Genomic DNA, 13775 nt, shown 5'->3' on the forward strand with positions numbered 1-13775 from the left:
GGTCAGCGCGGCGTGGACGATGCCCGGAACCGGCGTGTACGCCCGGTACATGCCGGTTCCGGATATTGGCCGCACCGCCTGGCGGTGCGCGCCGTCCGGTTGCCAGCCGCTGTCAGAATTTCATGTGCAGGGTTGCCATGTATCGGCGCCCGCTCTTGTAGCGGCCGGCCAAATGGTCGGTGTCGCCAAGATACTGCAGGTATTGCTCGTCCAGCAGGTTCTGCGCGTCGATCTGCAGCGACCAGTTCGGGCTGAACGCATAGCCGATGCTCGCGCCGAGTTCGGCGTAGTCATCCACGCTTGCCGGCGCGGCGCCAGCCACGTAACCGCCGGCCAGATAGCTGTCGCGCCAGTTGTAGGTCAGCCGTGCGTTGAGCGGGCCTTTTTCGTAGTACGGGCTGACTGCCACGCTGTTGCGCGACTGGTAGGGCAGGGCATCGCCGGTGTTGTTTTCGCCATTGGCGTAGGTGTAGTTGGCGGTCAAACCGAAGCCGCTGTCGCCGAACGGCTGCTGGAACGCGATGTTGAAGCCCTTGACCTTGCCATCGCCGGCATTGCGTGGCCGCTGGATGCTGTAATCGCAATAGCCATCGGCGCTGCAGCCGTTGCTGCCGAGCAACTGCGCCCAGCTCTGCGGCGCGGTATCGCGCAGCGCGTTGTACTGGCGCTCCACGCTGGCGCTGGTGTCGATGTAGTTGTCGATCTTCTTGTAGAACAGCGACCACGCCACCACCGACTGCTGCGCGAAGTAATACTCGGCCGACAGGTTGAAGTTCCAGGATTGGTACGGCGACAGCTCGGCATTGCCGCCGCTGCCGGTCAGCGTGGTGTCGTTGAGGAAGGTGTTGTTGACCATCTGGTTGTACGGTGCCCAGGCGATCACCTTGGCCGCGGCAAAGCGGAACACCCAATCGTCAGCGGCCTCGTAGGAGAGCGTGAGCGAGGGCAGCAGGAAATCCTCCTTGCGCGTGCGGGTCTGCCACAGGCTGTCGGCGTTCTGCAGTGTGGGCGTGCCGCTGTAGACGAAGCCGCTGCCCTCGGTTTTCGAATCGACATAACGCAGCCCGAGATTGCCGCGCAGGTCGCCGCCGGAGAAGTTCAATTGCGCATAGGCGGCGTTATTGGTCTGCTGCAGCGCCCAGGTGTTGTTGAGGTAGCTGGCCGGATCCGGTGCGCCGTAGTCGACCGGGCTGTTGCGGATCCAGTTCAGCACGTTGTTGCGGCCTGCCTGCACATGCCGGCCGTGGTCCGGATAGAAATCCTGCAGATCGGTCAGTCCGATCGTGCCCACGTCGGCCAGCGTGCCCGGCGTCACGCCGCCATAGACGTTGAGCTCGAAGCGCTCCTCATGCCTGCCATGGCGCACGCCCAGCAGCAGTTGGTTGACCACGCTGTCGAACCGCAGATTCAGATCGAGTTGCCCGTAGGTGTCCTTGCTTTCTGTGGAAAAGATGCCGTTATTGCCGAACCAGCCGCCGGCCGAGCCCCAGTTGGCCGGATCGCGCGCGCGCGCCGGATCGTCGAAACGGATGCCGCGCCGCGTGTCCCAGCTGAAGCCGCCGTTGTAGAACGGCTCGATGAAATACTGCGACAGGTCCTCGTTCTCGGATCTGCTTTGGCCCACCTGCCCATTCAATCCCCAGCCATCGCCGCGGAATGCGCCGCGCAGGTCCAGGCCCTTGGTGGTGACTTCCGATTCGCGCACGTTGTTGTCGTAGATCACGGTGCCGCCGAGCGGGTCGGCATTGGCGCCGGAATGCCCGCTGGTCACCACGCCATTGCGCAGGCCGCCGAGTTGGTCCACCGCCGCCACCGTGCCGGCATTCCAGGTCAGAAAGCTGTACATCGACTGGTTGTAGTTGTCGAAGTTCTCGTTGATGTACAGGCCGCTGAGGTTGAATTCCAGCGCCTGGCTGGGCTTGAGTTGCAGGTTGACCACGGCGCTGTCACGCTCGCGATCCTGCTGGAACCAGGCCGCGTTGATCGAGTTGGGCACGTCCGCATCGGCGGGCACGCCGCCTGCGGCATTGGCGAAGGTGCGGGCCGGCGCGTAGCCGAACACTTCCATGCCGCGACGATCGACGCGTTCTTCGTAATGCTGCGCCGACACCGCGATGCCGAAGGTGTCGGCCGCGTTCTTCCAGCTGTACAGCAGCGCCGCGTTCGGTTTGCCTTCGCTGGCCTGCGCGCTGTAGCTGTAGCCGATGGAGGCGGCCACCTCGTTGACGTCCAGGTCCAGCGGTTGCCGGGTGTGCATCAACACGGTGCCGCCCAGGCTGCCTTCGGTCAGGCGCGCTTCGGAGGATTTGAGGATTTCCGCGCGGCCCAGGATCTGCGGCGCCAGCAAGGTGTAGTCGAATCCGCGGCTGGGTTGCTCGCCGTAGAGCCAGATCGCCTGCGCCACCGGGTGGCCGTCCAGGAAGGACAGATTGAGGCTGGGGTCGGTGCCGTCGATGCTGACGCGCTCGCCCTGGCCGAAGCGCCGGTCCAGAGTGACGCCGGGAATCTGCGACAGCGCCTCGGCCACGTTGGTGCTTGGAAACTTGCCGATGTCTTCGGCGGTGATGGCTTCGGAAATGCCGGCGTTGTTGCGTTTGGTGTCTAGCGATTGTTCCAGGCTGGCACGGATGCCGACCACCTGCACGGCATCCAGATCGGTGGCCTGGTCGACCGCGTCCTGGGCTTGCGCAGCGAATGCCAGCGACAACGCGATCGCGCTGGACAGCAGGGTGGTGCTGTATTTCATGATGTCTCTCCTCATCACGCACGGGGATGGACGGCGGGCTGCTGCTCGCCGGATGCGGGGTCTTGCAGACGCGCGCCCGGGGCCGAGCGGGTGGTGGATCGCTTACGACAGGTCAGCGTGGTGCTGCAGATACCAGTTGGCCGCGCCAAGCACGCCCAGCTGCCCGTGCTCGACCAACTTGACCGGAATGCGTTCGAGTACCGCGCGCATGCGTCCCTTGGCCAGAAAACGCTCGCGAAAACGGCTGGTCTGCAGGAATGGCCCGATCGTCGGCAAGATGCCGCCGGCCAGATAGATGCCGCCGCCGGCGCCGTAGGCCAGCGCCATGTCGCCGACCGCGCTGCCCAGGATGGCGCAGAAGACCTGCAGGCAATCGCGTGCCAGCGCATCGTCTTCGTGCAGCGCGGCATGCGTGATCGCGGCCGGCAGCCGATGGCGGGGCGTGGCGCCCTGCAGTTCGCACAGGGCGTCGTACAGATGCAGCAGGCCAGGCCCGGACAGCACATGTTCGAGCGGCAGATAGCGCTCGCCACGCAGCAGGATCCGCAGCATCTGCAGTTCCATCTCGTCGTTGCTGGCCAGGGCGACCTGGCCGGCCTCGGTGGCGAGCACGATCGCGCGTGGCCTGGCATCGATCCAGACCGCCGCACCCAGCCCGGTGCCGGGGCCGACCACCAGGATCGGGCCGCTGGCGCGCGCATGCCGCGGCGTCGGCCCGCTCAGTTGCAGCGCGGCGCGTTGTTCCATCAGCGGTGCGGCGTAGGCCACCGCTTCGAAATCGTTGACCAGGTGCACGCTGGGCACGGCGAGCGCGGCGCGAATGCGGCCAGGCGAAATCGTCCACGGCAGGTTGTTGCTGATGAAGCTGCCATCGTCCAGCGCGACCCCGGCACTGGCGATCACCACCGCCTCGACGTCGCGCCGTTGCTGCAGGAAGTCGGCAAGGATGGCGTCCAGACTGGCGTGTTCGGCGCAGCGGTAGGTGCGGTAATGCGACAGCTCGGTCGCAGCATCGCCTGCCCGCGCGATGTGGCCGACCCGCACATGCGTGCCACCCACGTCGGCCGCGATGAAGCCGGTGGCAACCGCTGCGGTAGGCAAGCCAGAAGCGAGAGCAGAACGCGAAGTCGCAGCCACGTGCAGTCCTTTGGAGTCGTCCGAGCGGCCAATGCGATCGGCGAGTAGCGGCCTGTGTAGGAGTTGGTGACAACGATGTCAATGGTTCAGTCGGGTTGGATCGATCTTGCTGGCGGGCTCGAGTGCGAAATCGCTCACTCCAGGGCTGTCTGCGTGGGTGTGATTGCGCAGTGCGGGAGAGCGCGCACGCGCTACTGCGCCGTCGCAAACACCACGTCTGTTGTCGCCATCTGGACGCTGAGCGGCGCTGGCATCGCCCCGTGACAGCAATATTGGCCTCGGCGGTGGCTACCGACAGCCTGGTTGCGTCAGCGCTCGCGCAGTCGCCAGTTCAGCGCGCAGCCGCCGCAGAGGCGTTGCCCGGCAAGGTGCTGCAGGCCGCGCCGTCGGTGGGTGGCGCCTGCGTCGGGTAGTGCTGCTTGCCGAGCACGTAGGCCTGGCTGGTGGCGACCAAGCCGTCCGCGTAGGTGGCCTCGACGAAGTACGCGCTCCAGCCGGCATCGGGAATCTGCACCGGGACCGACACCGTGTTGCCGCGTGCAGGTGCGATCGGCGTGGCGCTGTAACGAATGCCGCAGGCATAGCGGAAGTCGCGCGCCGCCGGGTTGCGCGCCTGCCACAGACGCAATTGCGCAGGGCGCTCGGACGACCGGAAGCGGATCTGCGGGTGTTCGCCTGCGTGCAGGGAATCACGCACCCTTGGCAATGCACGCTGCTGCTGCAGTCGGGTCACGAAGGGCACCAGGCTGTCGACGATGGCGGCGCGGATGCCGTTGTGCGTGCTGTTGGGCACCATGCGCAGCGCCTTGCTGCCGGGCAGCGCGTCGTAGAAGAACTGCGTGTTGTCCGGCAGGAAGAAATCGTCGCCGCTGGCATTGACGATGTACTTGGGCACGGCCAAGCGTTTGCGCTGCGGCGTGTGCAGATAACTCAGCGGGTCCTGCAGTCGCACCAGCTGCGCAAATGCCGGTGTGTGCAGTTGCGCGGTGATTCCCTGCCTGGCGTAGGCGCCGAACGCGATCGGCCAGTTGCCGCCATAGGCCCGGGACATGTGCTCGAGCACCGCCGGCATATCGAGGATGTCGATCACGAACGGCACCACGGCCTCCACGCGCGCATCGGCGATGGTGGCATGCCAGCTCGCCCAACCACGCTTGGAGGCGCCGGCGAGGATGAAGCGACGGACCTGCAACGGCGCCAATTCGCGTTCGGCCAGGCTCATGGTGCGCGCGATCGCCGCGGCCATCGGCACATGCAGCGGCATGGTCTTGCGTCGTTGCGGCGATGCAAGGAACAGCGACCAGCTGTAGGCGACGCTGTCGTCCTCGCGGCGCGGCCTGCCATCGTTGCGGTAGGTCAGTGCCTGGCTGGGCAGATCGCCGAGCGCGATCACCACGGTGCGGCTGCGCCGCGCCAATGCGGCCAGGGCCTCGGGCGGCAATTCGCTGGGCGGTTGTGGCGCGCCGCCATCGGCCGGTTGGCGGGTGCCATTGGTGGAGATCAGCAGCGCACGCGTCGGCAACGCATCGGCCGGGACGTAGATCGCCACATCGTGCTGCCAGCTGGCCGGCTGCACCAGGTCCTCCGGCGACCACTGCTGCGAGGTCAGCAGGTAATCGCGCCTTTCGACACCGTCCACCGTGCGGGTGGCCACGCGCCGGTACACCAGCGGTTGGCGCTCGATGGCATCGTGATAGCACACCAGCGCCTGGTCGATGCCGACCTCGGGCGCGTCGGCGCACTGCTGCGCTGACAGGGTGGGCGCAGTGGCCGCATCTGCAGGCGCAACGCCCGCAAACCAGGCCAGTAACGCCAGCAACGCCAGGCTGCAACATGGCATCGAACGCATGCGTGTTCTCCGGGTGAGCTGCCGCAGTCTGCGGTGGCGGGCCGGCAGTGTCCCGGGCGCGCTTACTTGACCCGGCGCACCTTGGCCTGCGTGTTGTAGCCCTCGATCTGCAGATACCACACGCCGACCAGACCCGGCTTGATCTTGACCTTGGGTGCCTGCTTGCGCACGCCCGACAACGTCGCAGCGTCGGTCTGCTCCCAGTCCTGGCCATTGGCCAGCGTGTACACGCGTCCCTTCGAAAAGCCCTTGAACTCGCCGACGATGGTGCTCTCGATCGGCTCGTTGCTGCCGAAGTCGAAGAAGCCGCGGTTCCTGACGATCACTTCCTGGCGGCCGGCTTCCTTGGCCTGTTCGACCACGACCGCCGCTTCCTTGGCGACCTTGCCCTGCAGCCAGTCGTTGAGCGCGGCCAGTTCGCCGGCATCGAGCTTGTCCAGGCCGGCGGCCTTGAACTGCTCGGCGCTCATCTGCGACTGCAGGTCGCCCTGCACCGCGCGCTGCGCGAGGGCCGGAGCGGCGTTCAGGGCGAGGGTCAGGCAGACCAGCAAGGGAATGCGGCGCGCGAGCGACATGGAGGCCATCCGATCAGGAGAGGCGGCTAGTGTAGACGCTAGCCCGCGCCTGCCGCAGCCGGCTATGGTGCGTCGGCGGCTCGTGCCTCTGTGCTGGCCGATGCCGCGCGTCCGGGGCGGCGGTAGACGAACTCCGGCGGCGGGGCGGCGGCCTCGCGTTCGGCGGTGGCGCGTACCTCGGTGTGTCGCGGCGAACGTTCGCAGACCGGGTCCAGCGTGGCGGCATCGCCACTGAGCGCCAGCGCCTGGCAGCGGCAGCCGCCCCAGTCGATCTCGCGTTTGGGGCAGCCCTGGCAGACCTCCGGCATCCAGGCGGTGCCGCGGAAGCGCACGAAGGCCTCGCCGTTGTTCCAGATGTCGGCCAGCGACCGCTCGCGCAGGTTGTCAAAGCGCATGCCGTCGATGGTCTCGGCCGCATGGCAGGGCAGCACATCGCCACGCGGGGAGATATTGACGAAGCGCTGGCCCCAGCCACCCATGCACGGCTTGGGCTGGCGGGCGTAGTAATCGGGGGTGACGAAGTCGATCGCCAGGCGGTCGCCGAGCTCGCGGCGGGCGGTTTCCACCGCGTCAATCGTGGCCATCAGCTGCTCGCGGCTGGGCATCAGCGCGGCGCGATTGCGCAGGCCCCAGCCGTAGTACTGGGTGTGCGCCACTTCGATGCGTTCGGCCTGCCATTCCAGCGCCAGCGCGATCATGCCGGGCACGCGCTCGGCGTTATGGCGATGCAGTACCGCGTTGAGCGTCAGCGGCAGGCCGCGCGCGCGCACGGCGGCGGCGAACTCGCGCTTCTTCGCCAGGCTGTTGCGGTAGCCGGCGATACGGTCGGCACCGGCCGGGTCGACGTCCTGCACGCTCAGCTGCACATGCTCCAGTCCGGCGGCCTGCAGCTGGTCCAGCATCGGCTCGCCGCCGGCCACGCCGGAGGTGATCAGGTTGCTGTACAGTCCGAGCGCACGCGCATGCGCCACCAGTTCGGGCAGGTCCTTGCGCAGCATCGGCTCGCCGCCGGAAAAGTGCGCCTGCAGCACGCCCATGTCGGCGGCCTGCAGCAGCAGCGAGCGCCAGCCGGCGGTGTCCATTTCCTCGCGCAGCGCCGCCAACGCGATCGGGTTGGAGCAATACGGGCAGGCCAGCGGGCAGCGATGGGTCAGCTCCAGCAGCACCGACAGTGGCGGCGGGGCGATGCTCATGGCCGCAGCAGACGCTTCTGATGCAGCGTGGCGGTGAGCTCGATCACATCGAGCTCGATATCGGCCGCGTCGGCATCGAATTCGCCCGCCAGTTCCTGCGCGATCTGCGCCAGCGAGCGCGTGCCGTCGTAGCGCTGCGCCACCACCAGGGCGATCTCGTCCAGCTCGACCACGCGTTCCGGCGCCAGCAGCACCCATTGGTCACGCGCGCGGTCGTGCTGCAGGCGCACGCCTGCGCGCAGGGCCGGCTGGCTGTCGCGGGTGATGCTGCTCACGCCGCGGCCCGGCTGGCGTCGCGGTCGGGCACGAACGCATCCGGCCACACGATGCCCGGGGCGACGTAGGCCACGTGCAATGCATCCAGCTGCGCCCACAGCACCGAGCACTTGAAGTGCAGCGCGGCCTTGACCAGGGACTGTTTTTCGACGGTATCGGCGTGCTGCTTGACGTAGTCCAGCGCAAAATCCGAATCGCGTGGCGCCTCGGTCAGGCGATGCTCGAAATAGGCCAGCGCGTCGGGCGAGACGAAGTCGTAATGCTTGAGCATGCCGGCCACGCGCCGGCCGATGATGTTGGGGGCGAACAGCTCGGTCAGCGAGGAGGCGATCGCCTCGAGCAGGCTTTTTTCGCGCACGAACTGCAGGTAGGCCTGCACCGCAAAACGGGTGCCGGGCAGCAGCGCACGGCCGGATTCCACCAGCGCGCGCTCCAGGCCGAGCGCGTCGGTCAGGTGCAGCCAACGCGCGATGCCGCCATCGCCGGGGCTGTTGCCGTCATGATCGAGAATGCGTTGCCGCCAGACCCGCCGCAACGCCGGGTCTTCCATGCGCGCCAGGATTGCGGCGTCCTTCAATGGAATGCAACGCTGGTATTCGAAGCGGTTCAGCGCCCAGGCCTGGACCTGGCCGCGATCGAGCTTGCCCTCGTGCAGGAGCGCATGGAAGGGATGCTGGTCGTGGTACAGGCGGGCGCCGATGGCGCGCAGGTCCGCCTCCAGCTGGTCCGGGGTGAGCAGGGTGGTCACAGGATGATCTCCAGGCCGTCGTGCGCGACGTCCCAGCCGCTGGCACGCGCGCTGGCGTACTCCGGCGAGTGGGTGTCGAGCACGGGATTGGTGGTGTTGAGATGGATGAAGATCTTGCGCGCCACCTCCAGCGGGGCGAACGCGGCAATCGTGCCGTCGGGGCCGTCGATGCTCATGTGGCCCATGCGCTGGCCGGTCTTCTGGCTGATGCCCAGTTGCACCATCTCGTCGTCGCGCCACAGCGTGCCGTCGAAGAACACCAGTTCGGCGCCTTGCAGGCGCGCGCGCAAGGCATCGGTCATCGCCGCGCAGCCGGGAATGTAATGCACGCGGTGCCGACCATCGTCGATGGTCAGCCCGAGGGTTTCTTCGTTGGAGCCGGCCAGGTCGCCGCCGCTGCGCGATTCCATGAACAGCGGCACCTTGCCGGGCACCGAGAACGGTGTGAGCTGCAGGCCCAGCAGCGACACCGGTGTGTCCAGCGCAAACGGATGGCGCTGCACGTAGGCGGGATTGACCGCATCGAAGATGGGGTTCTGCGACAGCAGGTCCAGCACGCGGTGGCTGGCATGCAGCGAGAACGCCTGGCTCTCGCGCATCGACAGCAATCCGGCGATATGGTCGATCTCGCCGCTGGTCAGCAGCACCGCTTCGATCGGCGAATGCCGCAGACCGTGCTGCGGCCAGAGCGCGGGCGTCGCAAGCACTTGTTGACGGAAATCGGGTGAGGCGTTGATCAGGACCCAGCGCTGGCCATCGGCACTGACGGCGATGCTGGCCTGGGTACGACGTTGGGCACCGTCGGCTTGCTGCCATGCCCGCCGGCTGGCGGGTGTGTGGCAATTCCACTGCGGGTGCCCACCGCCGGCCGCCGATCCCAGAACGATGATGCGCATGAAGAACTATGACCTATCTGCCGGCGATTGCCGGTCATGCATCGGGAGGAGGGGCGGCAGGTGAGCTCAGAATTCGCCGGAGACGTAGCAGTTGATCTCGGCGCCACAGTTGACTTCACGAACGACAGGCTTCTTCCAGGTCTTCATCGGCTACCTCGCAGTTGATGGGATGACGTCGCCGCGGCAGGACGCAGCGACAACGCCACTGGAGGATAGGCAGGCGGTTTGGGCGAGTTGTAAAAAGCATGTAAAAAGCCGATCGAGCGTGCCGATTGGCCTGCAGCGTTGCCGCACAAGCGGCGCACAGCGGTTGCGAATCAAGGCGTTGGCGGGTGAACCGACCATAAGCGCGAGCGTGCGGCATTGCGCCGACCACAATGCACTGCGCGTTGTGGAGAAGGTGACGCGCACGTTACCGTAGCTGTCAGCCCCTTGTTGCCCATCGCCGTGTCCACCGCTGTGACCAGTTCCTCAATCGAGCGCCTGCATGCCTTGCTGCAGCGCCCCGCCATCGCGTCGATCGCGCCAGATCTGCGCGACGCCCTGGCGCAGGCCTGGCAGCAGCTGCCGGCGCCGAGCGAGAACGTGGCCTGGGCGCTGCTCGCCGACACGCTGGACGCGCTGGCGTCGCTGGCCGCCGACGAAGCCACCCTGATTGCGGCACTGCTGTTCGACCTGCCCGCGCTGCGCGGCGCAATCGCCGGCCTGCCGTGGCAACCGGCAGAGCGCCGGGTGGCAGTGGAAGGCCTGCTGGATGGCCTGGATGCGGCCGACCAGGTCTGGGCGCTGCATGCCGGGCGCGAGGCCGGGCGCAACAGCGAAGGGTTGCGGCGGCTGTTGCTGTCCATCATCCACGACCTGCGGGTGGTGCCGATCCTGCTGGCGCGCCAGTTGGCGCGCATGCGCGTGGCCGACCGCCTCAGCGAAGAACAACGCCGCGCGCTGGCACAGCTCACCCGCGACATCCACGCGCCGCTGGCGAACCGGCTGGGCATCTGGCAGGTGAAGTGGGAGCTGGAAGACCTGGCGTTCCGGCATCTGGAGCCGGAGACCTACCGCCGCATCGCCCGCGAGGTGGACGAAACCCGGGTGGCGCGCGAGCGCTACCTGGACGCGGTCAAGCGCACCCTGTCGACGACGCTGGCCCAGCAGGGCCTGCGCGCGGAGGTGAGCGGGCGGCCGAAGCACATCTACAGCATCTGGCGGAAGATGCAGAAAAAGCGCCTGTCCTTCGACCAGCTGTACGACATCCGCGCGGTGCGGGTGATGGTCGACGACGTGGCCGCCTGCTATGCCGCGCTGGGGGCGGTGCACTCGCTGTGGGCGCCGGTGCCGAGCGAGTTCGACGACTACATCGCCCGGCCCAAGGCCAACGACTACCGCTCGCTGCATACCGCGGTGGTCGGCCCGGAAGGGCGCACGATCGAAATCCAGATCCGTACCCACGAGATGCATGCGCAGGCCGAGCTCGGCGTGGCCGCGCACTGGAAATACAAGGAAGGCGGCAAGGGCGCCGAAAAAGCCTTCGACCGCAAGATCCTGTGGATGCGCCAGTTGCTGGAGCAGGTGCAGGAAGGCGACCGCGGCGAACTGGCCGGCGCGCTGGATGCCGAGCTGATCGAAGACCGCGTGTATGCGCTGACGCCCAAGGGCGAGGTGATCGATCTGCCGCAGGGCGCCACGCCGCTGGATTTCGCCTATCACGTGCACACCATGGTGGGGCATCGCTGCCGCGGCGCGCGCGTCAACGACCGCATCGTGCCATTGACCTACCGGCTGCGCAGCGGCGACCGGGTGGAGATCATGACCGCCAAGGAGGCCGACCCACGCCGCGACTGGCTGCTGACGTCCAACGGGTTCCTGGCCAGCGGGCGTTCGCGCGACAAGGTGCGCGCCTGGTTCCACAAGCTCGACCGCGCGCGCAACGTACAGGCCGGCAAGGACCTGCTCGATCGCGAGCTCAAGCGGCTGGGCCTGCAGCACGCCGATTTGAGCGTGGCCACGCGCAAGTTCCACGCCGAGAATGTCGACGATCTGTACATCCAGGTGGCGTTGGGCGATACCGGGCCCAACCAGGTCAGCCGTGCGCTGCTGGAAGCCGAGCGGGCCGCCTCGCAGCCGGCGGTGCCGGCGCCGCCACGGCCCACCGCGCGCCGCGACGGCCTGGGCAAGTCCAAGTTCACCGTGCAGGGCGTGGGCAATCTGCTGGTGCAGCTGGCGCGCTGCTGCCAGCCGGTGGCAGGCGAGCCGATCGCCGGCTATCTGACCCGCGGCCGCGGCATCACCGTGCACCGCACCGATTGCGCGGCGTTGTCGCGCCTGGCCGCGGCGCATCCGCAGCGGGTGTTGCCGGTGGAGTGGGGCCAGGCCGGCAGCGGCTACGAGGTGGATGTGCAGGTGCGCGCGGTCGACCGCCGCTGGCTGCTCAAGGACATCACCAACCTGATCGCGCAGGAGGATGCGCACGTGCTGGAAATCAACAGCGACAACGTGCGCGACACCGGCAGGGCGCAACTGCGCCTGCGCCTGAAGGTCAGCGACTACGACCAGCTGTCCAGCCTGCTCGGCAAGCTGGATGCCTTGCCCGGCGTCAACGAGGTGCGGCGACTCGGTTGAGTGCGCCGCAGCCCGCCGGCGCCCATCGCCTGGAAACAGACCGCACCCACAGCAAGCAAGGTGTGCCCGCCTGCCGCTTCCCGAATCCCGAATCCCGATTCCCGATTCCCGATTCCCAAGCCCACATCGTCTTCGCAGCAGACAGCTACCATGACCGGGTGAACGCGTCCCCGTCAGGTCGCGCCAAGGACGGACGCTACCGCATGCTCCCGCTTCCGCGCTGGGCAAGATCGCCTCGCCTCTGGGCACCATTGCGCAGCCGCGCGCTATGGCGCGTGGTGCTGGCCTTGTGCGCCTGTCTCTTGCTGGCCACGATCGTGCTACGCAAGCCGCTGGCCGATTGGCTGTGGCCGGACACGCGCATCCAGCAACTGCTGCAGCGGGGCGATGCGGCACTGTCGCGCGGCCACCTCAGTGCGGCCGATGGCAATGGCGCGCGCGAACTGTTCGCTGCTGCGCTTGCGCTGGACAGCGATCGTGGCGAAGCCCGCGCCGGGCTGGCGCGCACCGGTGCCGCCGCAGTGGTGCAGGCGCGCGCGGCGATTGCGGCCGGGGACGCCGCTGCTGCGCAGCGCGCTTTGACGCTGGCGAACGCGCTGGAGGTGCCGCAGGCGCAGATCGCACCGGTGGCACTGCGCCTGCGCCAGTTGCAGGCGCGTCGGGCCGGGTTGGACGCCTTGTTCGCACAGGCGGTGTCCGCGCAACGGCAAGGGCGCCTGGATGGCGGCCCGGACAGCGCGCTGCCGTTGTATCAGCGCATCCTGACCCTGGCACCGGACCGCACCGATGCGCTGGAAGGGCGCGAGGACGCCCTGACCGACCTGCTGGCGCAGGCGCGCCAGGCCCTGGCGCGCGATGCGCTGGCCGATGCGGCGATGCTGCTGGCCGCGGCCAAGCGCTATGACGCCGGGCATGCCGATGTGCCGCTGACCGAAGGTCACTATCACCGTGCGCTGGAGCAGCGCCGTCAGCGCGCGCAGGGCCTGTTGCGGCGTGGCCGGCTGGCACCGGCCGCGCGCGATTTCACCGCAGTGCTGGCAGCCGAGCCGGCGGATGCGGCCGCCCAGCGTGGGCTGGAGCAGGTGGCCGGCGAATATGCCGCGCAAGCCGGCCGGCAGGCGGCAGATTTCCAGTTCGATGCCGCGCTGCAGTCGCTGCAGGACGCCAAGACCTTGCTGCCCGGCGCCGCCGCGATCGCGCAGGCCGAGCAGGCGATCGCGCGTGCACGCGATGCCCAGCGCAGCCCCGAGACCGGGCTGTCGCGCGGTACCCGCGAGCGCCGCCTGCGCGCGCTGCTGCAACGGGTGGCAGCTGCCGAAGCGCAGCAGCAGTGGATGACGCCGCCCGGCGCCAGTGCCTACGACGCGGTGCGTGCCGCGCAGGCGCTGGCGCCGCGCGATCCACGCGTGCTGCAGGCCGCCGCACGGGTGGTGCCGGCCAGTCAGCGCTGCTTCGAGGACGAGCTGCGCAACAACCGCCTGCGTGCCGCGCGCGGCTGTCTGGATGCCTGGCAGGCGCTAACGCCCAATGGTGATGCACTGGCCGGCGCGCGTCGACGGCTTGCGCAACGCTGGGTTGCGGTGGGCAGCGAGCGCCTGGGACAGGAAGACGCCGCCTTTGCACGACGCGCGCAGGACGAGGCGCACCAGCTGGATCCGGGGCTGCCGGAATTGGCCGAGTTCACGCGCCGGGTCAAGGCCGTGACCGAGCACCGGTGACGCAGCGGCTGTCCTCGGCGG

General features: G+C 68.1%; 11 protein-coding genes. 2 read left to right on the forward strand and 9 right to left on the reverse strand.

All coding sequences use genetic code 11. The features are described 5' to 3' along the window. Nucleotides 1–112 precede the first annotated feature (112 nt). The 9 genes from XarbCFBP7408_RS08885 to pqqA form a co-directional block, all read right to left on the reverse strand. Entirely contained in the window at nucleotides 113–2746 is a 2634-nt protein-coding gene (locus XarbCFBP7408_RS08885; RefSeq protein WP_104562646.1) for a TonB-dependent receptor, read from the reverse strand. Between the two features lie 102 nt (nucleotides 2747–2848). Next, nucleotides 2849–3883, reverse strand: a complete 1035-nt coding sequence (locus tag XarbCFBP7408_RS08890; protein ID WP_104562647.1) for a glucokinase family protein — start codon at nucleotides 3881–3883, stop codon at nucleotides 2849–2851. Between the two features lie 331 nt (nucleotides 3884–4214). Next, the gene (locus tag XarbCFBP7408_RS08895; RefSeq protein WP_104562648.1) at nucleotides 4215–5732 is read right to left on the reverse strand and encodes a PhoPQ-activated pathogenicity-related family protein; all 1518 of its coding nucleotides are present in this window, start codon (nucleotides 5730–5732) and stop codon (nucleotides 4215–4217) included. 62 nt (nucleotides 5733–5794) lie between these two features. Next, nucleotides 5795–6307, reverse strand: coding sequence for a hypothetical protein (locus XarbCFBP7408_RS08900; RefSeq protein WP_104562649.1), 513 nt, complete (start codon nucleotides 6305–6307; stop codon nucleotides 5795–5797). A gap of 62 nt (nucleotides 6308–6369) precedes the next feature. Beyond that, the gene (gene pqqE, locus XarbCFBP7408_RS08905) at nucleotides 6370–7500 is read right to left on the reverse strand and encodes a pyrroloquinoline quinone biosynthesis protein PqqE (RefSeq protein ID WP_219820267.1); all 1131 of its coding nucleotides are present in this window, start codon (nucleotides 7498–7500) and stop codon (nucleotides 6370–6372) included. Next, nucleotides 7497–7775 carry a pyrroloquinoline quinone biosynthesis peptide chaperone PqqD gene (gene pqqD, locus XarbCFBP7408_RS22945; protein WP_219820268.1) on the reverse strand — a complete coding sequence of 93 codons (279 nt, stop codon included), beginning with the start codon at nucleotides 7773–7775 and terminating at the stop codon, nucleotides 7497–7499. The genes pqqE and pqqD overlap by 4 nt, the downstream gene beginning before the upstream one ends. Further along, a complete protein-coding gene (gene pqqC, locus XarbCFBP7408_RS08910; RefSeq protein WP_104562651.1) occupies nucleotides 7772–8524 on the reverse strand; it encodes a pyrroloquinoline-quinone synthase PqqC in 753 nt (250 codons plus the stop codon). The genes pqqD and pqqC overlap by 4 nt, the downstream gene beginning before the upstream one ends. Continuing rightward, nucleotides 8521–9420: a pyrroloquinoline quinone biosynthesis protein PqqB gene (gene pqqB / locus XarbCFBP7408_RS08915; protein WP_104562652.1), complete on the reverse strand. Its 900-nt coding sequence runs from the start codon at nucleotides 9418–9420 to the stop codon at nucleotides 8521–8523. The genes pqqC and pqqB overlap by 4 nt, the downstream gene beginning before the upstream one ends. 66 nt (nucleotides 9421–9486) lie before the next feature. After that, nucleotides 9487–9567, reverse strand: a complete 81-nt coding sequence (pqqA, locus tag XarbCFBP7408_RS08920) for a pyrroloquinoline quinone precursor peptide PqqA (RefSeq protein WP_002812057.1) — start codon at nucleotides 9565–9567, stop codon at nucleotides 9487–9489. Nucleotides 9568–9852: 285 nt separating this feature from the next. Between pqqA and XarbCFBP7408_RS08925 the strand changes: the two genes are divergently transcribed. Next, nucleotides 9853–12036 carry a RelA/SpoT family protein gene (locus tag XarbCFBP7408_RS08925; RefSeq protein WP_181106261.1) on the forward strand — a complete coding sequence of 728 codons (2184 nt, stop codon included), beginning with the start codon at nucleotides 9853–9855 and terminating at the stop codon, nucleotides 12034–12036. 203 nt (nucleotides 12037–12239) lie between these two features. Next, nucleotides 12240–13754, forward strand: a complete 1515-nt coding sequence (locus tag XarbCFBP7408_RS22710; protein ID WP_181106263.1) for a hypothetical protein — start codon at nucleotides 12240–12242, stop codon at nucleotides 13752–13754. The last annotated feature ends 21 nt before the right edge of the window (nucleotides 13755–13775 follow it).

Origin of the sequence: Xanthomonas arboricola pv. guizotiae (assembly GCF_002940205.1) — a bacterium.
GTDB lineage: Bacteria > Pseudomonadota > Gammaproteobacteria > Xanthomonadales > Xanthomonadaceae > Xanthomonas > Xanthomonas arboricola_C.